The 25,918-nt window shown below is 51.6% G+C and carries 23 protein-coding genes; 8 read left to right on the top strand and 15 right to left on the bottom strand.

Annotation, left to right across the window (positions count from 1 at the left end; all coding sequences use genetic code 11):
- Positions 1–9: 9 nt before the first annotated feature.
- Both LG384_RS13345 and manX read right to left on the bottom strand, forming a co-directional pair.
- On the bottom strand, positions 10–810 hold the full coding sequence (locus LG384_RS13345; RefSeq protein WP_045443971.1) for a PTS mannose/fructose/sorbose transporter subunit IIC: 801 nt from the start codon (positions 808–810) through the stop codon (positions 10–12).
- Between the two features lie 58 nt (positions 811–868).
- The gene (gene manX / locus LG384_RS13340) at positions 869–1,834 is read right to left on the bottom strand and encodes a PTS mannose transporter subunit IIAB (protein WP_225761066.1); all 966 of its coding nucleotides are present in this window, start codon (positions 1,832–1,834) and stop codon (positions 869–871) included.
- A gap of 459 nt (positions 1,835–2,293) precedes the next feature.
- Here manX and yoaE point away from each other — a divergent pair, with 459 nt between their 5' ends.
- Positions 2,294–3,853 (top strand): CNNM family cation transport protein YoaE, encoded by a 1,560-nt coding sequence (yoaE, locus tag LG384_RS13335; RefSeq protein ID WP_045443964.1) that lies wholly within the window; start codon positions 2,294–2,296, stop codon positions 3,851–3,853.
- A 6-nt stretch (positions 3,854–3,859) separates the two neighbouring features.
- Here the strand turns inward: yoaE and LG384_RS13330 are convergent, their stop codons facing one another.
- From LG384_RS13330 to pabB, 4 genes are all read right to left on the bottom strand, one after another.
- A complete protein-coding gene (locus LG384_RS13330) occupies positions 3,860–5,458 on the bottom strand; it encodes an EAL domain-containing protein (protein WP_225761065.1) in 1,599 nt (532 codons plus the stop codon).
- Positions 5,459–5,588: 130 nt separating this feature from the next.
- Positions 5,589–6,953 (bottom strand): L-serine ammonia-lyase, encoded by a 1,365-nt coding sequence (gene sdaA / locus LG384_RS13325; protein WP_045443949.1) that lies wholly within the window; start codon positions 6,951–6,953, stop codon positions 5,589–5,591.
- Between the two features lie 183 nt (positions 6,954–7,136).
- Positions 7,137–7,715, bottom strand: a complete 579-nt coding sequence (locus LG384_RS13320) for a CoA pyrophosphatase (protein ID WP_225761064.1) — start codon at positions 7,713–7,715, stop codon at positions 7,137–7,139.
- Between the two features lie 3 nt (positions 7,716–7,718).
- Positions 7,719–9,080, bottom strand: coding sequence for an aminodeoxychorismate synthase component 1 (gene pabB / locus LG384_RS13315; RefSeq protein WP_225761063.1), 1,362 nt, complete (start codon positions 9,078–9,080; stop codon positions 7,719–7,721).
- A gap of 83 nt (positions 9,081–9,163) precedes the next feature.
- Here pabB and LG384_RS13310 point away from each other — a divergent pair, with 83 nt between their 5' ends.
- Entirely contained in the window at positions 9,164–9,349 is a 186-nt protein-coding gene (locus LG384_RS13310; RefSeq protein WP_045443940.1) for a YoaH family protein, read from the top strand.
- A 6-nt stretch (positions 9,350–9,355) separates the two neighbouring features.
- On the opposite strand, the gene LG384_RS13305 is transcribed toward LG384_RS13310, so the two are convergent.
- Positions 9,356–9,700 carry a RidA family protein gene (locus tag LG384_RS13305; protein WP_045443929.1) on the bottom strand — a complete coding sequence of 115 codons (345 nt, stop codon included), beginning with the start codon at positions 9,698–9,700 and terminating at the stop codon, positions 9,356–9,358.
- Between the two features lie 130 nt (positions 9,701–9,830).
- Between LG384_RS13305 and LG384_RS13300 the strand changes: the two genes are divergently transcribed.
- From LG384_RS13300 to rnd, 5 genes are all read left to right on the top strand, one after another.
- The gene (locus tag LG384_RS13300) at positions 9,831–11,741 is read left to right on the top strand and encodes an ATP-dependent DNA helicase (protein ID WP_045443927.1); all 1,911 of its coding nucleotides are present in this window, start codon (positions 9,831–9,833) and stop codon (positions 11,739–11,741) included.
- 58 nt (positions 11,742–11,799) lie between these two features.
- On the top strand, positions 11,800–12,495 hold the full coding sequence (gene tsaB / locus LG384_RS13295) for a tRNA (adenosine(37)-N6)-threonylcarbamoyltransferase complex dimerization subunit type 1 TsaB (protein WP_225761062.1): 696 nt from the start codon (positions 11,800–11,802) through the stop codon (positions 12,493–12,495).
- A gap of 94 nt (positions 12,496–12,589) precedes the next feature.
- The gene (locus LG384_RS13290; protein WP_225761061.1) at positions 12,590–13,171 is read left to right on the top strand and encodes a Slp family lipoprotein; all 582 of its coding nucleotides are present in this window, start codon (positions 12,590–12,592) and stop codon (positions 13,169–13,171) included.
- Positions 13,172–13,375: 204 nt separating this feature from the next.
- On the top strand, positions 13,376–15,061 hold the full coding sequence (gene fadD / locus LG384_RS13285; protein WP_136345473.1) for a long-chain-fatty-acid--CoA ligase FadD: 1,686 nt from the start codon (positions 13,376–13,378) through the stop codon (positions 15,059–15,061).
- Positions 15,062–15,145: 84 nt separating this feature from the next.
- The gene (gene rnd, locus LG384_RS13280; RefSeq protein ID WP_045443915.1) at positions 15,146–16,261 is read left to right on the top strand and encodes a ribonuclease D; all 1,116 of its coding nucleotides are present in this window, start codon (positions 15,146–15,148) and stop codon (positions 16,259–16,261) included.
- Positions 16,262–16,311: 50 nt separating this feature from the next.
- Here rnd and LG384_RS13275 read toward each other — a convergent pair whose 3' ends face one another.
- The 5 genes from LG384_RS13275 to LG384_RS13255 form a co-directional block, all read right to left on the bottom strand.
- Positions 16,312–17,277: a PDR/VanB family oxidoreductase gene (locus tag LG384_RS13275; RefSeq protein WP_225761060.1), complete on the bottom strand. Its 966-nt coding sequence runs from the start codon at positions 17,275–17,277 to the stop codon at positions 16,312–16,314.
- Between the two features lie 59 nt (positions 17,278–17,336).
- Entirely contained in the window at positions 17,337–18,785 is a 1,449-nt protein-coding gene (locus LG384_RS13270) for an NAD-dependent succinate-semialdehyde dehydrogenase (protein WP_225761059.1), read from the bottom strand.
- A gap of 18 nt (positions 18,786–18,803) precedes the next feature.
- A complete protein-coding gene (yeaW, locus tag LG384_RS13265) occupies positions 18,804–19,928 on the bottom strand; it encodes a carnitine monooxygenase, oxygenase subunit YeaW (protein WP_045443906.1) in 1,125 nt (374 codons plus the stop codon).
- 47 nt (positions 19,929–19,975) lie between these two features.
- On the bottom strand, positions 19,976–21,577 hold the full coding sequence (locus LG384_RS13260) for a BCCT family transporter (protein ID WP_225761058.1): 1,602 nt from the start codon (positions 21,575–21,577) through the stop codon (positions 19,976–19,978).
- Positions 21,578–21,836: 259 nt separating this feature from the next.
- Positions 21,837–22,919, bottom strand: a complete 1,083-nt coding sequence (locus LG384_RS13255; RefSeq protein ID WP_225761057.1) for a tartrate dehydrogenase — start codon at positions 22,917–22,919, stop codon at positions 21,837–21,839.
- Positions 22,920–23,022: 103 nt separating this feature from the next.
- Here LG384_RS13255 and LG384_RS13250 point away from each other — a divergent pair, with 103 nt between their 5' ends.
- Positions 23,023–23,940 carry a LysR substrate-binding domain-containing protein gene (locus LG384_RS13250; RefSeq protein WP_045443897.1) on the top strand — a complete coding sequence of 306 codons (918 nt, stop codon included), beginning with the start codon at positions 23,023–23,025 and terminating at the stop codon, positions 23,938–23,940.
- An 81-nt stretch (positions 23,941–24,021) separates the two neighbouring features.
- Here the strand turns inward: LG384_RS13250 and minE are convergent, their stop codons facing one another.
- From minE to minC, 3 genes are read right to left on the bottom strand one after another with little or no spacing between them, the layout of a single operon-like run.
- Entirely contained in the window at positions 24,022–24,288 is a 267-nt protein-coding gene (gene minE, locus LG384_RS13245) for a cell division topological specificity factor MinE (RefSeq protein ID WP_003833739.1), read from the bottom strand.
- A 3-nt stretch (positions 24,289–24,291) separates the two neighbouring features.
- Complete coding sequence (gene minD, locus LG384_RS13240) at positions 24,292–25,104, bottom strand: septum site-determining protein MinD (protein WP_045443887.1); 813 nt, start codon at positions 25,102–25,104, stop codon at positions 24,292–24,294.
- A 23-nt stretch (positions 25,105–25,127) separates the two neighbouring features.
- On the bottom strand, positions 25,128–25,835 hold the full coding sequence (minC, locus tag LG384_RS13235) for a septum site-determining protein MinC (protein ID WP_200011062.1): 708 nt from the start codon (positions 25,833–25,835) through the stop codon (positions 25,128–25,130).
- Positions 25,836–25,918 lie beyond the last annotated feature (83 nt).

Genomic DNA, 25,918 nt, shown 5'->3' with positions numbered 1-25,918 from the left:
GCTCACCTGCTAGTCCAGTTCGTTATCAAGATCGTTATTACCAGCAGCCTGCGCTGGCGCACCGGCTACGCGGTTATATTTCGGGCTCAGCTGAATGTAGAGGATGGCCATAACTGCGCCAATCACACCCAGAGCAACCAGGTTGAAGTTAGTAAACGCCGCAGTGACGAAGCCGAGGTAGAAGAATGGCATCAGATAGCCTGCACGCATCATGTTGATGACCATTGCATAACCGACTACGACGATCATACCACCAGCAATGTTCAGGCCACCGGTAACCACTTCAGGAATGGCATTCAGCATGCTCTGGACTTCACTGGTCCCAACAGAAATCGCCACGATAACCGCCGGGATAGCGATACGCATTGCCTGCAGGAACAGAGAGGACACATGCAGCCAGGATAGCGCCGTCAGGTTGCCACTTTCGGCTGCCTTATCCGCGGCGTGCTGGAATGCAACGGTGATGGTACGAACAATGATGGTCAGAACCTGGCCTGCTGCTGCCAGTGGGATAGCCAGCGCGATACCGGCACCAATGCTTTGATGGCCCGCGATAACCAGAACAGTAGAAATAATTGAGGCCAGTGCGGCATCCGGCGCAACAGCTGCACCGATGTTCATCCAGCCGAGGGCGATCATTTCCAGGGTACCACCGATGATAATACCGGTTTTCATATCCCCGAGAACGGCGCCAATCAGCGTACAGGCCACCAGCGGACGGTGGAACTGAAATTCATCGAGCACCGACTCCATACCCGCGATACATGCGACGATGAACACCAGCACAATCTGAAGAGTGGTAATCTCCATTGTACTTCTCCTATTGCTATACAGACTTAAGTGTGAAAACTAAGTAAATGCCAGGTGGTTATTTCGCCGCTTTGGCAATCAAATCCATCATTTTCAATTTCTGATCGGTAGAAACTTTACGGGCTTCGAGCTCAATACCGCGCGCGTTGAGTTTCTTGAAGGCTTCGATGTCTTTTTCATCAACGGAAATTGCGTTATTTACCTGAGTTTTACCCTGACGGAAAGCCATGCCGCCAATGTTCACGGAGGTAATTTTCACGCCACCTTCGACGATACGTTCTACGTCGGTCGGATTAGTGAACAGCAGCATCACACGTTCGCCAGCGTATTTTGGGTTGTTGTAGACGCGAATCATTTTTGCGACATCAACCACGTGCGCCGTAACACCTGGGGGAGCAACCTGAGTTAGCAGCGTTTTACGTACGGTATCTGCTGCGACTTCATCACTGACGACGATAATACGGGTTACGTTAGTTTCTTTGGTCCAGCGAGTTGCCACCTGACCGTGGATTAAACGGTCATCAATACGCGCCAGGCCGATGTGCATATAATCGTTCGGTCCCATTGGTTTTGCGGGCGTTGCAGATTTTGGTGCTACAACCGGGGCTGGCGTGGCTTTTTCAACCGGTTTTGCTTTCAGCGCTTTCACTCCTTCGCTACCGGTTTCAACCGCCAGAGCGACTAATTCGTCGAAGCTTGGGTTGTCATCGCGCGCCATGAACGTTTCTACCAACATCGGAATGTTCACGCCGGCGATCACTTCGTAATGCTCTTTATCGACGACAATGCGGCTCGCAGCGTTGAACGGACTGCCTCCCCATGTGTCAACGAGAAACAGCACGCCTTTACTGGTGTCGAGTTTTGCCAACTGAGCGTTGTACTTTTCAATCAGCGTTTCGGCATTTTCGCCTGGAACGAAATCGATCCAGCCGACATTTTCCTGCTCGCCTAACAGCATTTCTGCTGTTTTAAGTAACTGCTCTGCAGCCCAACCATGTGTGCCTATTACAATAGCAATGGTCACTTGCTACCTCCTTTATTATCGTTAACACATCAACATGAAGATGTATTTTGAATCGTCGTCCGCAATCGAATCGATTCAGATAAGGGTTACAAAGAAAAACATATGATTTCGTGAATTATTTTAGATATCGAAAAAATTATTTTGTGTGATGAAGATCCGTAAATTAACTTCCGATGAAAAGAAATTTCGAAGAGTAAAATATCTCCGAAACAACTTATTGCAAAGGAAGGTAAATCTTTGCTAAAAAACGGTTGTCTCTGTTATGTTTAGCATATGTTTAATAACTCAGGAGTATAGGGTAGTAGCCCACCGTATGGATCGTCACCGACGTCATTTCACCTTTAGGCCGTATCACGCCTGTCAGTTTGGCACTTTTTGCCACAAAATTTTTCTGCATATTGCTTTAACGCCTGAGATGTTCAGGGCGCAGTTTGGTCATTCTTTAAGCAGGAGCTTGTCATGGAATTCTTAATGGACCCCTCGATTTGGGTGGGTTTGCTCACGCTTGTTGTTCTCGAAATTGTTCTGGGTATTGATAACCTGGTCTTTATTGCGATTCTGGCTGATAAACTGCCGCCTAAACAGCGGGATAAAGCACGTCTGATCGGGTTGTCACTGGCACTGGTTATGCGTTTAGGCTTGCTGTCCGTTATTTCCTGGATGGTGACGCTGACAAAACCGCTTTTCACGGTGATGGAGTACGCGTTCTCCGGGCGAGACCTGATTATGCTGCTGGGGGGTATCTTCCTCTTGTTCAAGGCCACTACCGAGCTACATGAACGGCTGGAAAACCGAGAACACGATACCGGCCAGTCAAAAGGCTATGCGAGCTTCTGGGTCGTAGTGACGCAGATTGTCATCCTGGATGCGGTCTTCTCCCTGGACGCAGTAATTACCGCGGTGGGTATGGTGAACCATCTGCCGGTCATGATGGCTGCTGTCGTGATAGCGATGGCGGTAATGCTGCTGGCATCAAAGCCGCTGACACGATTTGTGAATCAACATCCAACGGTCGTGGTGCTGTGTCTGAGCTTCCTGCTGATGATCGGTTTGAGTCTGGTCGCCGAAGGGTTTGGCTTCCACATTCCGAAAGGTTATCTGTACGCGGCCATTGGCTTCTCGATCATAATCGAACTGTTTAACCAGATTGCCCGCCGTAACTTTATTCGCCACCAGTCGACATTGCCGCTGCGTGCACGTACGGCCGATGCCATTCTGCGTCTGATGGGCGGTAAGCGTCAGACCGGTGCGCAGCTTGAATCTGACAATCCGGTGCCGGTACCTGTACCAGAAGGGGAGTTCGTTGAAGAAGAGCGTTACATGATCAACGGCGTTCTTTCCCTGGCATCGCGTTCATTACGTGGCATTATGACGCCGCGTGGTGAAATCAGTTGGGTTGATGCTGACCTGAGCGTGGCGGAAATCCGAGAACAGCTGCTCTCTTCTCCGCACAGCCTGTTCCCGGTGTGTCGTGGTGAGCTTGACGAAATTATCGGTATCGTTCGGGCAAAAGAGCTGTTGGTGGCGCTTGAGGATGGCGTAGACGTGGCTGCAATTGCTTCAGCCTCTCCGGCTATCGTTGTACCGGAAACGCTGGATCCGATTAATTTGTTAGGTGTATTGCGTCGCGCCCGCGGTAGCTTTGTTATCGTCACTAACGAGTTCGGCGTCGTCCAGGGGCTGGTGACACCGCTGGATGTATTAGAAGCTATCGCCGGTGAGTTCCCGGATGCCGATGAAACGCCCGAGATAGTTGCCGAAGCGGGTAGCTGGCTGGTGAAAGGTGGAACCGATCTGCATGCTCTGCAGCAGGCGCTGGACGTTGATACGCTGGTGGATGAAGACCAGGATATCGCCACGGTGGCTGGATTGGTGATTGCGGTTAACGGCCACATTCCGCGTGTTGGGGATGTTATTGAGGTCGCACCGCTGAGCATTACGATTGTCGAAGCCAACGATTACCGTGTGGATTTAGTTCGCATTGTTAAAGAACAATCGGCTCACGACGAAGACGTATAATTCGGTTCAGCGAAACGGCATAAGGGGCATGATATGGCCCTTATGCCGGGCGGGTGGTGGTGCACTGCCCGCCAACCATTTAGGAAAATCACGCAGCGGCATCGGCTGGGCATAGAGAAATCCCTGCAATACATGCACGCCATGACGCCGCAAATGTTGTGCCTGCGCCTGCGTTTCTACCCCTTCAGCCACCAGTTCAATATTCAGTTTTTTCCCCAGCGCGATGATGATGTCGGTAACCGTCGAGTTCACGGCGTCAGTGCCAATCGCGGAGGTGAATGATTTATCAATCTTCAGAATATCCGGACGTAACTTTTCCAGCCAGGAGAGCGAGCTGTTTCCGGTACCAAAATCGTCAATGGCCAGTTTAATCCCCATACGATGTAATTCGCGCACTACCCGATAATCCACATCAAGCAAGGCATCACGCTCAGTCAACTCAATGACTAACTGCTGAATAGGGTGCTGGCTGAACCAGTATTGGTTGAGATCTTTTAACAGCGTTCCATGGCGAAAATGGCTGGCGGCAACGTTGATACCGATATGAAACTGGCTGCTCATCGGGAAAACGTGTCGTTGCTGAATGGTTTCTGCAATGACATGGCGGGTCAGCGGTACGATCAGGTTGTGCTCTTCAGCAATAGGAATGAAAACTTCAGGCGAAATCCAGCCCTGGCGGGGGTTATTCCAGCGCAAGAGGATTTCAACACCGGTGCACTGTTGGGTGCTGGCATTTAGCAGAGGCTGGCAAAATAACTCAAACTCGCGTGCAGCGAGGGCCAGATTGATTTCCCAGGAAAAACTCATTCTGTTGGCCGTAGCCAGCCATGCAAGGTAGCCCACTAACAGGCTGAGCATCACCGCTAAGGGTAATTGAGTAGGCAGATTTTTTAACGCCAGCTCGCTGGCCCCAGGGCCTGTAACGCTGATTGCGAAAGGAAAATGTTGTGACGACAACTGGTAACTTTTTTCATCATCAAGTGCAGGCAGCGTATCTACAACACCTTGACCGTAAAGCAGGTGACGGTTGCCGACAGTTAGACTTGCTTTGGTTATCTGCGGCGGCTGAGGCTCAAGCAGCATCGTTGATAACAAATCAATATTGACGATCTCCAGAACGCCATCTTCACCATCAACAGACGACGGATACCATTGCGTAAGAATAGGGCTGCCTTTGATAAGCGAATGGTCGGTAGACAACAGAAGCTGCGGCTCCCGGCTGGGCAACTCAGGTTGTAGCTGGCGAATTGGGGTATTGCGATAACCAAAAATGCTTGAGCAATAGAGAATGCCGCGCTGGATCAGGCTTATAGAGCGCACTGTCTGTAGTCTGGCGGCATGTTTGCTCAGGGGTAAACGCGCCACGGAACAGGGCAAACCTATCAACGGCAGTAGCACATCGCGTCCGGCCTGTAGGGGAAGGAGCACGTTATCCAGCGCTTCTACGGCATGATTGGCAAAAGTGACAGTGTAATGGTGATTTAAATTACGCTCCGAAATAAATCGGGCAGACAATGTGAGTATGAGCGTCAGAAGTGCACAAATTGTGCAGACGATTAAGCGGTTACGACGATAAGTTTTGATGATCCGTTGTGCTGTTTGCATGCGGGCCGCCCGATAAGCCGTTGGTCACATTAGCCAACAGCAACAGAGCAAGTGTAGTGGGGAAAATTACGCTAGACGAGGATGAGGAAGTAAATTCGCCCATCCGTCGCAGATGGGCGAAAAATAAGTATTAGTCACACTGGACTTTAATCGCCAGGCCACCGCGTGATGTTTCACGGTATTTGGCGTTCATGTCCTTGCCGGTTTCGTACATTGTTTCAATGACTTTATCCAGCGAGACGCGCGGGGCGCTGGTACGACGCATTGCCATTCGTGCAGCGTTGATAGCCTTAACGGAGGCAATCGCGTTACGTTCAATACAAGGCACCTGAACCTGTCCGGCAACCGGATCACAGGTCAGCCCCAGGTTGTGCTCCATACCGATTTCGGCAGCAACACAAACCTGCTCAGGACTTGCACCCAGCAGTTCCGCCAGACCTGCCGCAGCCATCGAGCATGCCACGCCAACCTCGCCCTGACAGCCCACTTCCGCGCCAGAGATAGAGGCGTTCATTTTGTATAATGCGCCAATTGCACCGGCCGCCAGGAAATAGCGGGTATAAATATCCGGGCTGACGGACTCAATGAAATGGTCATAATAAGCCAGTACCGCAGGCACGATGCCGCAGGCACCGTTGGTTGGTGCAGTCACCACGCGGCCACCGGCGGCGTTCTCTTCGTTAACGGCCAGCGCAAACATGTTCACCCAGTCGATCACATTCATCGGATCGCTGGAGAGTTTATCGCTGGAGACCAGCATACGGCGCAGGGCAGAAGCTCGGCGAGGAACGCGCAACGGACCCGGCAGAATCCCTTCGGTATTCATCCCACGGTCAATACAGGCCTGCATGGTTTGCCAGACGTTGCCAAAGTACTCTTCAATCTCTTTCTTGCTGTGCAGCGCAAGTTCGTTCTGCATCACCATGCCAGAGAGCGACAAGCCAGTGCTGTTACAGTACTCCAGCATTTCGGTTGCGGACTTGAACGGATAAGGCACGCTGACCTCATTCGCTGCATCCTGGCCAAAATGTTCTTCATCAACGATGAATCCACCGCCGATCGAATAGTATGTTTTGCTGTAAACGACGGTTTCGCCGTTGTACGCATGGATCTGCATACCGTTTTCATGCAACGGCAGGTTACCGTTGTGAAAACGCATTCCGTCATTCTGCGGGAAATCAACTTCGTGCTGGCCTTGCGCAAGCAGCAGGCGACCACGCGCTTCTACGTCGCGGATAAATCCGGGAATGCTGTCAATGTCTACGGTCGCAGGTTCATTACCTGCCAGACCCATAATAATGGCGATATCGGTGTGGTGACCTTTACCCGTGAGCGACAGTGAACCATACACGTCGACGGCAACACGAGTAATGCTGTCCAGTAATCCTTTTTCGACCAGGTCATCGACGAACTGTTTACCTGCCTTCATAGGCCCTACGGTATGGGAAGATGAGGGACCAATCCCCACCTTAAACATGTCGAATAGACTAATCACGATAATACTCCTACAGGGCGACTGGGCTTTCCAGTAACGATGTTATAACTGCGCATAGTGTAAGAGGGAACGCGGCGATCGGCTTAACTATTCACATGAATTAAACTAATAGATAACCGCGATTTTACTAATGTTGTGACGGGAGTTTCAGGTTGTGTCTTCTGCGCGTAAAGATAAGTATAGTCAGGGTTTCACGCCAATTTGCAGCGCCAGCTCACGAATTATCCCAGCGGTCATTCCCCAGACGAAATAATGCTCATACCAGGAGAGCCAGACCCGATGAGAATCGCCACGACGATAAACATCCAGTGGATAGTAGCGTCCCAAATGCAGGGCCTGTGCCAACGGCATTTCAAAAACGGCGGAAACTTCATCTTCGCTGGCCCGATAGGGCAAATTAGGTGGAATTATCCCCACTATAGGAGTGACCTGGAAGCCCGTTACGCTGTCGACCGGAGGCAAAACGCCGATCACTTCCACTGATTCGGGCGGAATCGCGACTTCTTCCTGTGCTTCGCGCAACGCGGCGGCAATCAGTGAAGCGTCGCTGCTGTCCACGGCACCGCCGGGAAAAGCGACCTGTCCGGCGTGCTTGCGTAGATGAACGGAACGTTGGGTCAACAGGAGTCCTGGTTGCGCGCGCCGGACTACAGGAATAAGTACAGCTGCCTGGCGCTGGTTTAACGCTTCCCGGTTTATTTGCGGACGCAAAAGCTGGAAGCGCGATAAAAAATCATCAAGCGTCAGGTTGCTGTATTCCACTGTTTAGTTCTCCAGTTGGTGCAAAATACGATTCACTTTATCAAACGTTTCCTGATATTCCGCGTCTTCCTGACTGTCTGCAACAATGCCGCCGCCCGCAGAGCAGTAGATCTGTCCGTCTACAGCTGTCAGAGTACGGATGGTGATACTGGTATCCATATTGCCGCAAAAACTCAGATAACCAATACTGCCGCACCAGGCGTTACGTCTTTGTGGCTCCAGTTCATCAATAATTTCCATTGCCCGAACTTTCGGCGCGCCGGTAATTGACCCTCCTGGGAAGGCTGCGCGTAGCAAATCTGCTGCATGCAACGTCTCTGGCAAATGCGCGGTGATGGTACTGACCAGATGATGCACGGCTGGGAACGGCTCAACCACAAAGAGTTCTGGTACGTTTACCGACCCTGGCACGGCAACGCGGCCTATATCGTTGCGCATCAAGTCGACGATCATCAGGTTTTCCGCCCGATCCTTTGGAGAGTTCGCCAGTGTTTGAGCCTGCAGACGATCGGCATCAGGGGAGTCCAGTCTGGGTAATGTGCCTTTAATGGGACGCGTCTGGATGTGCTGGTTTTCTAACTGAATAAAACGTTCAGGCGAAAGGCTGAGAATCGCCCCTTCCTCAAAACGTAAAAATGCACTGAACGGGGCGCGGTTCGCATGGTTTAGACGTACAAACGCCAGCCACTCATCGCCCTGATAATGCGCCTGAAAGCGCTGGGCAAGATTGACCTGATAGCAATCGCCGCTGTGCAGATAACGCTGCACCTGACGGAATTTTTCACCGTACTGCGCACGGGTCATGTTGGACCGCCACGAGGATGTTAACGAAAACGGTTCGCGCACGGATATCTGTTGATTTTCCAGCCAACGGCGTCGTGCCTGCACATCGGAGTGGCTAAGTAGTGACACCTTTTGCAACTGATGATCGACAATCAGCGCCCAATCGTAAATGCCAACCGCCATGTCCGGTAGCGTGATATCCTGTTCGGCTTCCGTTGGCAGAGATTCAAAACGGCGGCCTAAATCATAGCCAAACAGACCCAGCGCGCCTCCCTGGAACGGAAGATCGGGATTATAATCGGGCTGAATAGCCAGCGATGTCAGCGCCGAGTGTAAGACCGTCATCGGATCATCAACCGTTTGCATAGTACCGTGCCGGTCATGCACAACGGTCTCTTCAGCACGTGTGACCAGCGTTGTGATGGGGTCGGCGACCAGAATATCAAAGCGACTATGCGGATGGTCGGCATGGCCTGAATGCAAAAGCATTGCCCAGGGCTGGTGGCTTAATGTGGCAAAATAGTGCTCAGCGGCGTCCAGACGCCAGGGTAGTGTGATTACAGCGGGAGATAACGTCTTCATCAGTCCTGACTCGTTGCTACTTCACTGGCTATGTGCCGGGTAGCATGAAATAATTAGCGCTAATAATTTAGCAGGAGTTCACCATGATTGCAGGTTTACCTTCACTCACGCACGATCAGCAGCAACAGGCGGTTGAACGCATTCATGAACTGATATCCCAGGGGATGAGCAGTGGCGAGGCGATTACGAAAGTGGCTGCTGAATTACGCGCCAGCCATACCGGCGAACGGATCGTGGCGCGTTTTGAAGATGAAGACGAAGACGAGTAACGTCGGTTACACCGCAGCGATAATCTTTATCTCAACTTTGTATTTTGGGTTCATTAACCCGGCTTGTACGGTGCAGCGTACCGGGGCGTGACCGGCAACAACCCAGGCATCCCAGGCCTTATTCATAGCGGCAAAATCGTTCTTGTCAGCCAGAAACAGGGTAGCATCAAGAATACGTGACTTGTTGCTGCCCTGTTTTTCCAGCACAGCATCAATTTGCGCCAGCGTGTTTGCCGTTTGTTCGAATGCGTCTGCATCCAGATTTTCCGGCACACCGGTGTAATACAACGTGTTGTTGTGAATCACCACGTCAGACCAACGATCCTCGGCATCAATACGCACGATAGTCATACATTTTTCCTCGTTAAATTTCCATTTTTACGCCGCAAGACTGCCATAATGTCAGTCTCACGTCACCTCTTCAACTGGCGAAAGACCCGATGGCCTGACATAATCCCTGTTCAAATGAACAGGGGGTAGTGTGACGGACGATTTTGCAGCAGACGGTCAGTTGGCTAAAGCGATACCGGGTTTTAAACCACGTGAACCACAACGACAGATGGCCCTGGCCGTCGCGCATGCCATTGAAAAATCACAGCCGCTTGTCGTAGAGGCCGGGACCGGAACAGGGAAAACCTACGCCTATCTTGCCCCCGCGCTGCGCGCTGGAAAGAAAGTCATCATCTCTACCGGATCGAAAGCACTGCAGGATCAGCTTTACAGCCGCGATCTGCCTACTGTGGCAAAAGCGTTGAAATTCACCGGCAAACTGGCGCTATTGAAAGGGCGCTCCAACTACCTTTGCCTGGAGCGACTTGAACAACAGGCACTGGCGGGCGGTGACCTGCCGGTCCAGATATTAAGCGACGTTATTCTGTTGCGATCGTGGTCAAATCAAACCCTCGATGGAGACATCAGCACCTGTGTCAGTGTGGCCGAAGATTCACAGGCCTGGCCGCTGGTGACCAGCACCAACGACAACTGTTTGGGCAGCGACTGCCCGCTGTATAAAGAGTGTTTTGTTGTCAAAGCGCGTAAAAAAGCGATGGACGCAGACGTTATAGTGGTAAACCACCATCTGTTTCTTGCCGATATGGTAGTGAAAGAGAGTGGGTTCGGTGAACTGATCCCTGAGGCCGACGTGATGATCTTCGATGAAGCCCATCAGCTACCGGATATCGCCAGCCAGTATTTTGGTCAGTCACTCTCCAGCCGCCAACTTCTCGACCTGGCAAAGGACATTACCATCGCGTATCGCACCGAGCTGAAAGATACTCAACAGCTACAAAAGTGTGCTGACCGTCTTGCTCAAAGCGCACAGGATTTCCGCCTGCAACTGGGTGAGCCGGGCTATCGCGGCAACCTGCGGGAGCTGCTGGCGGATCAGCGCGTGCAGCGAGCATTTTTACTGCTCGATGATACCCTGGAGCTGTGTTACGACGTGGCAAAACTCTCTCTGGGACGTTCGGCACTGCTGGATGCGGCGTTTGAGCGAGCCACGTTGTATCGCACCCGTTTGAAACGGCTAAAAGAGATTAACCAGCCAGGGTTCAGCTACTGGTATGAATGCACCTCGCGCCATTTCACCCTGGCGCTGACGCCACTCACGGTGGCGGATAAATTCAAAGAAGTGATGGAACAAAAACCGGGCTGCTGGATTTTCACCTCAGCGACGTTGTCGGTAAACGATGATCTCCACCACTTTACGGCGCGGCTGGGTATTGAACAGGCGGAGTCGATGCTGCTGCCTAGCCCCTTTGATTACACGCGTCAGGCGCTGCTGTGCGTACCACGTAATCTACCGCAAACTAATCAGCCAGGGGCGGCGCGCCAGTTGGCATCTATGTTGCGGCCAATCATCGAGGCGAACAACGGTCGTTGTTTTATGCTGTGTACCTCGCACGCGATGATGCGCGACCTGGCGGAACAGTTTCGCGCCACCATGACGCTTCCCGTGTTGTTGCAGGGAGAGACCAGCAAAGGGCAACTGCTGCAACAGTTTGTTAGCGCGGGGAATGCTTTACTGGTGGCTACCAGTAGTTTCTGGGAAGGGGTGGACGTGCGTGGTGATACGCTTTCGCTGGTTATTATCGACAAGCTGCCGTTTACCTCACCGGACGATCCATTGTTGAAAGCGCGAATGGAAGATTGCCGCCTGCGCGGCGGCGATCCTTTTGACGAAGTCCAGCTCCCGGATGCGGTTATCACCCTGAAACAGGGGGTGGGGCGTTTGATACGTGATGCTGACGATCGCGGTGTGCTGGTGATTTGTGACAACCGGCTGGTGATGCGACCCTATGGCGCCACCTTCCTGGCGAGTCTGCCGCCGGCACCGCGTACGCGTGACATTGCCCGCGCTGTTCGATTTCTTGCTATACCAACGGCTGAGTAATTTGTTACGGAGTATGGTAAGATGCGCGCCAAATTTATTGATCTGATCACGAAGACCCATGCGAATTCTGGCTATCGATACCGCCACAGAAGCGTGCTCTGTTGCCCTGTGGAATGACGGTAATATCAAGGCTCATTTCGAGCTTTGCCCACGAGAACATACCCAACGAATCCTGCCGATGGTTCAGGACATCCTGGCTGATGACGGTACTACCTTAACGGAGATCGACGCGCTGGCGTTTGGTCGCGGTCCCGGAAGTTTTACCGGTGTACGTATTGGTATCGGTATTGCTCAGGGGCTGGCATTAGGTGCGGAATTACCCATGATCGGCGTTTCAACTCTGGCAACAATGGCGCAGGGAGCCTGGCGTAAAACTGGGGCAATGCGCGTGCTGGCGGCGATTGACGCACGTATGGGTGAAGTTTACTGGGCCGAATACCAACGTGATGAAGACGGCGTCTGGCACGGCGAAGAGACGGAAGCGGTATTAACACCAGAACAAGTTCATGAGCGTTTGCTGCAACTTTCCGGCGATTGGGCGACGGTTGGCACAGGCTGGTCGGCATGGCCTGAACTCGGCAAAGACAGTGGTCTGATGCTGATTGATGGCGGCGTTTTGCTTCCGGCTGCTGAAGACATGTTGCCTGTCGCCACTCAAATGCTGGCAGCAGGAAAGACGGTTGCGGTGGAACATGCTGAACCGGTTTATTTACGTAACACCGTAGCGTGGAAGAAACTTCCCGGGAAAGAATGAATCTTAGTAGTAAATACCCTGATTAATTTGAATTGCAGTTCATACGCGGCAGTTTGACAGAGGCGGGGCAGGCGCTGAGAAAAGGGAGTCGCACATGGCGGGTCAAAAACAGGTAATGAAAGGTGTACTGGCTGGTGTATTAGCATTAATGCTAAGCGGTTGCGTCACCATTCCGGATGCGATTAAAGGTTCAAGCCCTACACCGCAGCAGGATCTGGTGCGGGTGATGAATGCACCGCAGTTGTACGTCGGACAGGAAGCGCGTTTCGGCGGTAAAGTGGTGGACATTCAGAATCAGCAGGGGAAATCCCGTCTGGAAATTGCTACCGTTCCGCTCGACAGTGGCGCGCGACCAATACTGGGAGAAGCCTCACGCGGAAGGATTTATGCTGATGTAAACGGCTTCCTCGATCCGGTTGATTTTCGTGGACAACTGGTTACCGTCGTGGGACCGATTAGCGGCACGGTAGACGGTAAAATCGGTAGTACGCCGTATAAGTTTATGCTGATGCAGGTAACAGGTTATAAACGCTGGCATATTACTCAGCAGATCGTGATGCCACCGCAACCGATTGACCCCTGGTTCTATGGTGCGCGTGGCTGGCCATACGGCTATGGCGGTTGGGGATGGTACAATCCCGGTCCCGCACAGGTTCAGACGATAGTAACAGAGTAACTCTTTGTTTTATTGGTAAAAGAAACAGCGGCTCGTCCGCTGTTTCTGCATTAACGTGGATATAAAAAAAATAAATAGTGACGCGCTTCGCAACCTTGTCGTTGTGTAATAAACAAACTGGTACGCTGAGTTAATATTATGTTAACAGTTTGTTTATTGTCTGGGGTTGTGATGACGACGAATACGCATTTTAGAGGTGATGTATTGAAAAAGGTTTGGCTTAACCGTTATCCCGAGGGCGTTCCCGCGGAGATCAATCCTGACCGTTATCAATCCCTGGTGGAGCTCTTTGAACACTCAGTAAGGCGCTATGCTGACCAGCCCGCGTTTGTAAATATGGGGGAGGTGATGACCTTCCGCAAACTGGAGGAGCGTAGTCGGGCATTTGCGGCCTACTTGCAACAGGGGCTTGGGCTGAAAAAGGGCGATCGTGTCGCGCTAATGATGCCTAACCTGCTGCAGTATCCTGTGGCATTGTTCGGCATCCTGCGTGCCGGAATGATCGTCGTGAACGTTAACCCGTTGTATACGCCGCGGGAACTGGAGCATCAGCTTAATGACAGCGGTGCGGCGGCGATCGTGATTGTCTCCAACTTTGCTCATACGCTGGAGAAAGTGGTCGATAAAACGTCGGTTCAACATGTGATCCTGACGCGTATGGGCGATCAGCTTTCTACCGCTAAAGGGACGCTGGTTAACTTTGTCGTCAAGTACATCAAGCGTCTGGTGCCGAAATATCACCTGCCTGATGCCATCTCGTTTCGCAGCGCGTTACAAAACGGCTATCGCATGCAGTATGTGAAGCCTGAAGTGGTTTCTGAAGATCTGGCTTTCCTGCAGTATACCGGTGGCACCACTGGCGTGGCGAAAGGCGCAATGCTAACGCACCGCAATATGCTGGCTAACCTGGAACAGGTCAATGCTACCTACGGTCCATTGCTGCATCCGGGTAAAGAGCTGGTGGTGACTGCGCTGCCGTTGTATCACATCTTCGCGTTGACCATGAACTGCCTGTTGTTTATCGAACTGGGTGGTCAAAACCTGTTGATCACTAACCCGCGAGATATTCCGGGTCTGGTGAAAGAGCTGGCAAAATACCCGTTTACCGCGATGACCGGCGTCAATACGCTGTTTAACGCTTTGTTGAATAACAAAGAATTTCAGCAACTGGACTTTTCATCACTGCATCTCTCCGCGGGTGGTGGTATGCCGGTACAGCAGGCGGTAGCAGAACGCTGGGTGAAGCTGACCGGACAGTATCTGCTGGAAGGTTACGGCCTGACCGAGTGTGCGCCGCTGGTGAGTGTCAACCCTCACGATATCGATTATCACAGTGGCAGTATCGGCCTGCCGGTTCCTTCCACTGACGTTAAACTGGTGGATGACGACGATAACGAAGTGCCACCAGGGGAACCTGGCGAGCTGTGCGTTAAAGGTCCGCAGGTAATGCTGGGGTACTGGCAGCGACCAGATGCAACAGATGAAATTGTCAAAGACGGTTGGTTGCACACCGGTGATATTGCGGTGATGGATGATGAAGGTTTCCTGCGGATTGTCGATCGCAAAAAAGATATGATCCTGGTTTCAGGTTTCAACGTCTATCCGAACGAGATTGAAGATGTGGTGATGCAACACCCAGGTGTCCAGGAAGTGGCCGCAGTTGGTGTGCCGTCGGGCAGCAGCGGTGAGGCTGTGAAAATTTTTGTGGTGAAGAAAGACGCCTCGTTAACCGATGAAGCCTTGATTACCTTTTGTCGACGTCAGCTGACGGGCTATAAAGTGCCGAAGCTGGTGGAATTCCGTGATGAGCTGCCAAAATCAAACGTTGGCAAAATTTTGCGACGAGAATTACGTGACGAAGCACGTGGCAAAGTGGACAATAAAAGCTAAGCGTTAAGACAGCCATCAGAAAGCGCCGGTTAAACCGGCGTTTTTTTTGGTGCAAACCTGAGAGAGCACGATTTGAATTACCAAATGATCACCACGAACGACGCGTTGGCCACGCTGTGCGAAGCCGTTCGTGAGTTTCCGGCTATTGCCCTGGATACTGAATTTGTTCGCACACGTACCTATTACCCGCAACTGGGTCTGATCCAGTTGTTTGATGGCAAACACGTTGCTCTGATTGATCCGCTTGGGATCACCGACTGGTCACCGCTGAAGACCATTTTGCAGGACACTGCCATTACCAAATTCCTGCATGCAGGAAGTGAAGACCTGGAAGTGTTTCTCAACGCCTTTGGCGAACTTCCACAGCCGCTGATTGATACACAAATTCTGGCTGCGTTCTGCGGACGTCCACTATCGTGGGGATTTGCCGCGATGGTGGAAGAGTATACGGGAGTGGCGCTGGATAAAAGCGAATCCCGCACTGACTGGCTGGCGCGTCCGTTAACTGAGCGTCAGTGTGAGTATGCGGCAGCGGATGTCTGGTATTTATTACCGATCACCCAAAAGCTGATGACAGAGACTGATGCCTCTGGTTGGCTGCCCGCCGCGCTGGATGAGTGCCGTTTGATGCAGCAGCGTCGTCAGGAAATTCTGGCGCCTGAAGATGCGTGGCGCGAGATAACCAATGCCTGGCAACTACGAACCCGCCAGCTTGCCTGCCTGCAACTGCTGGCTGACTGGCGATTACGTAAGGCGCGTGAGCGCGATCTGGCGGTGAACTTTGTGGTACGTGAAGAACACCTGTGGTCTGTCGCTCGCTATATGCCAGGTAGTCTGGGTGAACTGGACAGTCTGGGTCTTTCCGGTAGCGAGATTCGTTTTCACGGCAAGACGCTGATTTCGCTGGTGGAGAAGGCTCAGGCTCTGCCGGAAGAATCATTGCCGGAACCGTTGCTGAACCTGATGGATATGCCGGGATATCGCAAGGCATTCAAGGCCATTAAGGCACTGGTTGCAGAGGTGAGTGCGGAACATAATCTCAGCGTTGAGTTACTGGCTTCGCGCCGTCAGATTAATCAGCTCCTCAACTGGCACTGGAAACTAAAGCCGCAGGCTTCCCTGCCGGAACTGATTTCCGGTTGGCGTGGTGAACTGATGGCCGAGCGTCTTAACGCACTGTTGCTGGAATATCCGCAGTAAGTTGACCAGACTATGCCGGGTAGCGCTATCGCTCACCCGGCCTGACGTGATTACAAATCAAGGACCAGACGTTTGCCTTTGGCGCGCGAGCAACAGATGAGCATACTTTGCTGGCTGGCCTTCTCATCGTCGCTGAAATACTGATCGCGATGATCCGCTTCCCCTTCAATAATTGTCGTTTCACAGGTACCGCACACGCCTTCGCGACATAGACATTCCACCCTGGCCGCTTTGTTATTTTCGATAACCTGTAAAATAGTCATCTCTTCCGGCACGACAAATTCACGTCCAGAACGTGCCAGCACAAGGGTGAACGCATCACCGCTCTTATCTTCCACGGCAAATTGTTCGAAATGTAGCGTATCGTTGTCCAGATCGTGGCGGGCGGCTTCGCTTTTTACGGCATCGTTAAGTACAGCAGGGCCGCAGGTGTAAATATGCGTGCCGGGTTCTACATCGGCCAGCAGACGCGCCAGGTCAAGGCGGGTGCCTTCGGTAGAAAGGTGCAGATGAATGCGCTCGGCGTTGATGTGCTGAGTGAGTTCATGATGAAATGCGCAGCTTTCCGGGCTGTGGGAGCAGTAATGCAGTTGCCACTCAGCGTGTGATTGTTCCAGCTCCGGGATCTGCGATAAAAAGGGGGTTATGCCAATGCCTCCTGCAATCAGTATATGTTTTCGTGCCTGAGGTTCGAGGGCAAAGAGATTATTTGGTGTGGATATCGTCAGCGTGTCGCCAGCGTTCACGTTCTGGTGTAAGAAACGTGAGCCGCCTTTGGACTCATCCTCCAGTCGTACAGCTATTTGATAAGCGGTGGTATCAAGCGGTGAACTCATCAGCGAATAGGCATTGCTGTAGAGATTTTCGCCATCGCGCATCTGCACGATTATATGGCTGCCTCCACTGAACGCGGGTAACGAGCCGCCTGCAGAGGCAACTAAGGTGAAACGTTTTACATGTGGAGTAATGGTCTCAATCCGGCTGACCCGCACTTCATGCATTTGATATTCAGACATCGCGGCACTCCCTTAAAAATCTGTCCGGCGCGGGTTAACCCTGCGCGCCGGAATCTGTGTCACAGCCCCTGGCAGAGATATTTCATCTCCAGGTAATCTTCGATACCGTGTTCAGAGCCTTCACGCCCAAGGCCGGACTGTTTGACGCCGCCAAACGGGGCAACTTCATTAGAGATAAGCCCGGTATTGATCCCCACCATGCCGTATTCAAGCTGCTCAGAAACTCGCCAGATACGCGCAGCGTCATTACTATAGAAGTAAGATGCCAGACCGTAGATCGTATCGTTTGCCTGGTGGATCACGTCCTGTTCATCGTCAAATTTCACCAGCGCGGCGACCGGTCCGAAGATTTCTTCCTGTAACAGTTGCGTGCCTGGCTGCACGTTGCCGATGACAGTAGGGGTAAAATAGTTTCCGCCCAGCGCATGGCGTTGGCCGCCGGTTAACAGCGTGGCACCACGCGTCAGGGCGTCATCAAGAAGTGATTGTACTTTGTCTACGGCGGCGCTGTTGATCAGTGGTCCGGTCTGTACGCCTGGTTGCTCACCATTGCCTACCTTCAGCGCGGCGACACGGGCGACAAACTTCTCGCAAAACGTGTCGTAAATGGCCTGATGAATATAAAAACGATTCACACAGACACAGGTCTGTCCGGCGTTGCGAAACTTGGCAACCAACGCCCCTTCGACGGCTTTATCAATATCTGCGTCATCAAACACAATAAACGGCGCATTACCCCCCAGCTCCAGTGACACCTTTTTGATGGAGTCAGAACACTGGCGCATCAGGACGCGTCCGACTTCTGTTGAACCCGTGAACGAGAGCTTACGTACACGATCATCAGCGGTGAACTGAGCGCCAATTTCGCGTGATTTTCCTGTTACGACGTTGATGACGCCTGAGGGAATGCCGGCCTGACGTGCGAGCTCGGCCAGCGCCAGTGCTGTGAACGGCGTCTCGTTGGCCGGTTTTATCACCATCGTACAGCCTGCAGCCAGTGCCGGACCGGCTTTGCGGGTGAGCATGGCGGCGGGGAAGTTCCACGGCGTAATCGCGGCGCAGACGCCGACGCCCTGGCGGATCACCATCAACCGCTTGTCCGTTGTAGGAGAGGGAATGATTTCACCGTTGGTGCGTTTTGCCTGTTCGGCAAACCACTCAATAAACGAAGCGGCATAGACAATTTCGCCTTCCGCTTCTGCCTGCGGTTTTCCCTGTTCGGCAGTCATGATTTGCGCCAGCGCCGTTTTGTTGTCGAGAATTAAGTGATGCCAGGCTTTGAGCAGAGTGGAACGCTGGGCTGCGGTCATTGCACGCCAGTTGGGTAACGCCTGAGAGGCGGCATCAATAGCCCGCTGAGTCTCTGACATTCCCATATTGGGTATTTTCCCCAGAATAGCGCCTGTCGCCGGATTGCTGACCGATAACGTATTGTTGTCATCGGCGTCGCACCAGTTCCCGGCGATAAACGCCTGCTGGCGGAAAAGTGAAGTCTGAAAGACGGTCATGACGAACTCCTTCAAGGATTAATCCTGAAACACCTGGGCTACCAGGTTATGGAAATGGGCAATACCGTGTTCAGAAATCCCGCTGCCGCTGGTATCTGCCATAATGCGTCCCTGACCGCGATAGCCGCGTGATTTCAGCCCTTTTTGTACGCTTTCGACCAGACGTAAATCTTCAGGGCGGAAGACATTGCGATACCATTCAATCAGCTCTTTCTGCTCTTCGGTGAGTTCTTCATTGGTGAAGTAGATGTCGTAGTTTTGCAGTGTGGTTTCTGCATCCACCGGGAACTCATAGATAACGGTCATCATGCCTTTAATTGGCGTGACGTTGAGCATGGTGCATGGCCACAACCAGAAACCGTGGAAGGCGGCATCAACGCCTTCTTCGAACTTAAATGACTGCTCTGATGGTTTGGCAAAACCGTATTGCAGAGTCCAGTTGCCATGCATGGTGTGCCAGTAGCGGTCAACCTGTACCGAGTCGGAAAAACCAGGGTGTGCCGGACCGCAGTGGTAGCACTCCAGATAGTTATCAACGATATTTTTCCAGTTGGCAGGTGTGCGAGTCGTAAAGCGCGCAGCCAGTTTCAGATCGTGTACATCAGGGCAGGCTTCGACAACTTTCGCTGCCAGTCCCGGGAGTTGATCTTCAACGCTGCCGGCATTCGGATCCATATTGATAAATACGAATCCGGCATATTCTTCAAGACGTACCGGTGTGAGATGGGCTTTCTCACTATCGAAATTGGCCACGTTTTCACAGTTACGGGCGTGTGCCAGGTTGCCATCGAGCTTAAAAGCCCAGGCGTGATAGGGACAGGTAATGACATTCTTCGCTTTCCCTTCGCCGCTTAGCAACTGATGACCCCGATGTGGGCAGACGTTGTAGAAAGCGCGCAGCACATTATCGCGACCCCGTACCAGCACGATATTTTCGCCAATCACTTCACGAGTGACATAGTCATTTGGTTTTGCCAGTTCGCTGCTGTGGGCTACGCAAATCCAACTTTTGGCAAACACGTTCTCTTGCTCGTGCTCAAACGCCTGTTGATCGGTATAAAACCGTGCTGGGATGGTCCATGCGTCCTGCGGGTTGGCACAAAAATTTTGCGGCAGAATAAACTCAGGGCTCAGATTGCTCATTGGATTACCTTTAATTTGTGAGTAAGAGGATGTTTTTGTACTGGCGCTCAACTGTCGCCTTTGAGTAATGCCCCGGCGGGTGGCGTGACTGGCTCGCCGCCCTGTGCGTCGGGAAGATGACTTTCAATTTGGTGAGCAGGAATATGGGCATAGTCCTGTTTAACCCAGCGAAGAAAACCACCGACCTTCACCAGCAAAATGGCGAGGAAGGGAAGTGCGGTCAGTACCACGGTAGTCTTCATGGTTTCCAGTGAAGCACCGGTAAACAGAATCGATAATGGAATCAAGGTAATGACCACGCACCAGAACAGGCGTAAGCCGCGCTCGGGATCTTCACCTTCCTGAAGATTGCGCGTGCTGGTGGCCGCCATGGTATAGGCCACAGCATCCATATGTGAGGCGAGGAAAATAATCATGATAGCCAGATAGGCCACCAGGAACAGTTTCCCGGCGGGTAGTGACATCAGTACCTGCTGGACGGCCGTTTCGCCGCCAAGCGTTGCCATTATTTGCGGAACATCAATTACACCGTTAACAAACTGATGGATAGAGTAACTTTCCATCACCCCGAAGAAGAACCAACAACCGACGGTGCTACCAAGGATCAATGCCCAGATCACTTCCTTAATTTTGCGTCCACGGGAAACGCGGGTAACAAACATCGCCACGCCAGGGGTATAGGAGATCCACCACAGCCAGTAAAATACCGTCCAGTTGCGGGTAAACTCACCATTACCGAGAGGGTCGGTAAACAGGCTCATTTGCAAAAAGTTTTGTGTTGTCAGGCCGATGGCATTGATGATGTTGTTAGTGATGAACTCGGTTGGTCCGACGATCAATACCAGCAGCGGCAGCAAAAACGCGCCCCAACCAACCATTTTGCTCAGACGTTGTAAGCCGTTATTGATGCCAATCCAGGAGCTGAGACAGAAGATGCCCCCCGAAAACAGGATCACAAATGCCTGCACCGTAAAGTTATCCGGCAGACCAGTGAGAGCCGATAAGCCACGAGTAAAGGTGGCTGCGGTGACGACCAGGGAGATGGTTAACGCGCCGACGGTGGCAATCAGGAACATCAGGTCGACTAAGCGCCCCCAGACGCCTTGCGGATGAACGCCAGTAATTGCAGCAATAATACCGGACAGGCTCAACCCTTTGTTTTTACGCACATGGAAGTGATAAGCCATAGTTAATGAGGCCAGCGTATAGGTTGCCCACGCGCTGATCCCCCAATGGAAAAAAGAGTAGGGCAGGCTGAATTCCAGTGCTTTTTGCGAGTTGGGGGCGATATTCAGGCCCGGTGTCTGGTAATAATAGGCCCATTCTGCAACGCCCCAGTAGAGCGTGGAAGAACCTAACCCGGCGCAGATAAACATAAACAGCCAGGAAAGAGTGCTGTATTCCGCTTTGCCTTCTCCCAGACGAATGTTGCCGTACTTGCTGGTGGCAAGATAGATGACCAGTCCCATAGCCATGAGGACCAGTATCTGGACCGCTGAACCCAGCATGCGGGTGACACCATTAAAAATGGTGTTTGCCGCTTGCGCGGATTGCTGAGGGAAGAAACTCAGTGTGGCTGCGATAAAAAGAATGGCCACCAGGCTGATGGCTATGAGTGGCACATCTTTTTTCTTTACGTTGCTCAACATGGGTGATCTCCTGGGCATAAGTTGCCCGCGTTTGGCATTAGCCTGTCGTTGTTATCATGCTGTAGGGGTACAATGTGTCGCTTCGTTATTTAACATTTTAATTATTTGTTCTTTACATGAATTAAACAATTGCCCGATGCGTGAAGCAATAAAACACGGAACGGAAATAATAAAAGGTGAATTCGCGCAGGTTATTTCAGCAATTGAACGCATAAAAAAGCCGCGTCAGTGACGCGGCTCAAATTAAGTGGTTTGACCTTTAACGAAGGGCCTGACAGATGGCCTGGCCAACCTGTGATGTGGTGGCGGTCCCTTTCATATCCGGTGTTTTAGGACCACTGGCAATGACCTGTTCAATCGCCGCCACGATCCCATCGTGAGCAGCCTGATAATTTGCATCACCGTTGCCGAGGAAATCCAGCATCATGGCTCCCGCCCAGATTGTGGCAATCGGGTTGGCGATATTCTTGCCGTAGATATCTGGTGCCGAACCGTGTACCGGTTCGAACAACGATGGAAAGGTGCGTTCCGGGTTTAAGTTTGCAGAAGGGGCAATACCAATTGTCCCTGTGCAAGCAGGGCCTAAATCGGAAAGGATATCGCCAAACAGGTTCGAGGCGACCACCACGTCAAAGCGTTCAGGCTGCATAACAAAACGGGCGCACAGAATATCGATATGCTGCTTATCCCAGCGAATCTCAGAATATTGAGCTGCCATGGCTTCAACGCGTTCATCCCAGTAGGGCATACTGATGGCAAGACCGTTTGATTTGGTTGCAGAGGTTAACGTTTTGCGTGGACGGCTCTGGGCCAGTTCGAACGCGTAACGCAAAATACGGTCGACTCCACGACGGGTGAAGACGGATTCCTGAATGACCACTTCATGCTCGGTTCCTGCGTTTACTCGCCCGCCCAGTGAAGAGTATTCCCCCTCGGTATTCTCGCGCACGACATAAAAATCAATGTCGCCTGGTTTTTTTCCTGCCAGTGGACAGGGAACGCCGGGGAACAGGCGAACCGGACGCAGGTTGACGTACTGATCGAATTCGCGCCGAAACTTGAGTAATGATCCCCATAATGAGATGTGATCCGGCACGGTATCTGGCCAACCGACAGCTCCAAAATAGATAGCATCGAATGATTTTAGCTGCTCATGCCAGTCATCCGGCATCATTTTTCCGTGATGCGTATAGTATTCGCAGCTGGCCCATTCCATTTGCTCAAAGCTGAGCGACAAATCCCAACGCTCCGCAGCCGCCTGTAACACATTAATGCCTTCAGGCAGGACTTCTTTACCAATACCATCTCCGGGAATAGCGGCAATACGACAGGTTTTCTTCATAGCAGCTCTCACTTGTACGCCATCAAAATTGACTTTCCCCTTATCCTATAATTGACTGATTAAGAGTTAATCCCCCTAACTGGTGAAACATAAAACACAGATCATGAATAATCTGCCGCTGCTAAATGATTTACGCGTCTTTATGCTGGTTGCCCGTCGTGCAGGATTTGCCGCTGTTGCTGAGGAGTTGGGCGTTTCTCCCGCGTTTATCAGCAAGCGCGTTGCGCTGCTTGAACAGACGCTGAATGTCGTGTTGTTACACCGCACCACGCGGCGAGTGACCATCACGGAAGAGGGAGAGCGGATCTACGAATGGGCGCAGCGGATCCTGCAGGATGTGGATCAGATGATGGATGAGTTGTCTGATGTCCGGCAGATCCCTCAAGGTATGTTGCGCATTATCAGTAGCTTTGGCTTTGGTCGCCAGGTGGTGGCGCCTGCACTGTCTGCACTGGCGAAACAGTATCCGCAGCTTGAGCTAAGATTCGATGTTGAGGATCGGTTGGTGGATCTGGTTAATGAAGGTGTCGATCTTGATATTCGTATTGGTGATGATATTGCTCCTAATTTGATAGCACGAAAGCTGGCGACTAATTATCGCATCCTGTGCGCTTCACCAGAATTTGTGACGCAATACGGTGCGCCTAAGCAACTGAATGAACTGGCAAGCTTTCCCTGCCTGGTAATTAAAGAACGTGATCATCCGTTTGGCATCTGGCAATTGCGTAATAAAGAAGGTGAGCACTCGATTAAAGTGACGGGTCCATTATCATCTAATCACGGTGAGGTTGTTCATCAGTGGTGTCTGGATGGGCAGGGTATTGCGCTGCGTTCGTGGTGGGATGTATGCGACAACATTACTAGCGGACATCTGGTTCAGATATTACCAGAGTATTATCAGCCAGCTAATATCTGGGCTGTATATGTTTCTCGCCTGGCGACATCGGCCAAAATTCGTATTACGGTTGAGTTTTTGCGCCGCTATTTTGAGGAGAATTACCCCAGGTTTTCTCTGGAATAAATGCGAGTTGGCTGGGGGAAAAATAAAAAAGGCAGAATAATCTGCCTTTTTGCTGCTGACCATACTCTGTTACAAAAAACGTTATTTAGACTCTTCTGCTTCAGGTAATGTCACGTTAAGTTCGAGGATAGAAATATCGCCGTCTTTTTGTTCAAGTTGTACGGTGACCATTTCGGGGTCAATTTGTACATACTTACAGATAACGTCGAGAATATCTTTCCTCAACTGCGGTAAATAATGCGGCTCGGCGTCACTGCGACGACGTTCCGCAACAATAATCTGCAGTCGCTCTTTAGCGATGTTTGCTGTGCTCTTTTTCCGCGAGAGAAAAAAATCCAGTAATGCCATAACTTATCCTCCGAACAGGCGTTTGAGGAAACCTTTCTTCTCTTCTTCAATGAAGCGGAAAGGACGTTCTTCTCCCAACAGACGGTCTACGGTATCTGCGTAGGCTTTGCCGGCATCAGCATTGATGTCGAGAATAACCGGCTCACCCTGGTTAGACGCGCGCAGGACTGACTGATCTTCAGGAATCACGCCGACCAGCTTGATTCGCAGAATCTCCAGTACATCTTCCATGCTGAGCATGTCGCCTTTGTTTACGCGGCCTGGATTGTAGCGCGTAAGTAACAGGTGCTCTTTAATCGGATCTTCACCATTTTCAGCGCGACGAGATTTCGACGCCAGAATACCCAGAATACGGTCAGAGTCACGTACGGATGAAACTTCCGGGTTGGTGGTGATGATAGCTTCATCAGCAAAATACAGGGCCATCAACGCGCCGGTTTCAATACCTGCCGGGGAGTCGCAGACGATGAAATCGAAGCCCATCGTTTTCAGATCATCCAGAACTTTTGCGACGCCTTCGCGCGTCAGCGCGTCTTTATCGCGAGTCTGTGAGGCCGGAAGAATAAAGAGATTTTCGGTACGCTTATCTTTGATTAACGCCTGATTTAACGACGCATCGCCCTGGATCACGTTGACGAAGTCGTAAACGACGCGGCGTTCACAACCCATAATCAAATCAAGATTACGCAGGCCGATATCAAAATCAATAACGACAGTTTTCTTTCCCTTCTGGGCCAAACCTGTAGCGATGGCCGCGCTGGAGGTTGTTTTGCCAACGCCCCCTTTACCCGAAGTAACAACAATAATGCGTGCCATAGAAATTCCTTGTTAAAAAGGGATCAATTCAACGGTTGAACTGTCAAAGCGTTCTCTGCTAATTGCAGACGAGCCGCTTTGCCATAAAATTCTGCTGGGATATTATCACTCAGCCAATATACACCTGCGATAGACACCAGTTCTGCCGTCAGATGGGTACAAAAAATTTGTGCTTCCCGGTCACCGCTGGCGCCCGCCAGTGCACGGCCTCTCATCACACCATACACGTGAATGTTACCATCAGCGATAAGCTCAGCGCCTGCGCTGACGTGGCTTGTAACAATCAGATCACATTGTGGTGCATAAATACGCTGACCGGAACGAACCGGTACATTTATTAATCGCGTTTTTGTGATGGGAGTAACGTTTTGTGGTGGCGCGGCAGGGGCCGGGGTATTAACTGGCGCGGAACGGATGGTTTTTTCTTTACCTTCAGTGAGTAAAGGAAGACCCAATTCGTCTATTTCTGCCTTAAGTTTGGCGTCTTTACAGCCGCTGACGCCAATAATACGCAGGCCGGTAGATGCGACCACTTTTTGCAGCGCCGGCCAGTTTACCGGGCTTTCAAGGCCACTGACGTTGATCACCACGGGAGCATGTTTTAAAAAAGCAGGTGCCTGCGCGATTTTGTCTTCCAACGCCTGACGAATAACCTCGGGTTCTGCTTCGTGCAAGTGAACCACTGATAAGGTGAAGCTACTGCCTTTAAGCTCGATTGGCGTGTTTGACATCCTGGCCTTACTCAATTTGCTATTTATCATCCCCAGCGCGGGGTGATATTCCGAAGACTATAAGGCATGTTATAGTCAGTATT

Source organism: Citrobacter sp. Marseille-Q3906 (assembly GCF_916618775.1).
Classification (GTDB): Bacteria; Pseudomonadota; Gammaproteobacteria; order Enterobacterales; family Enterobacteriaceae; genus Citrobacter; species Citrobacter murliniae.
This window is presented reverse-complemented; position numbering and strand designations above follow the sequence as displayed.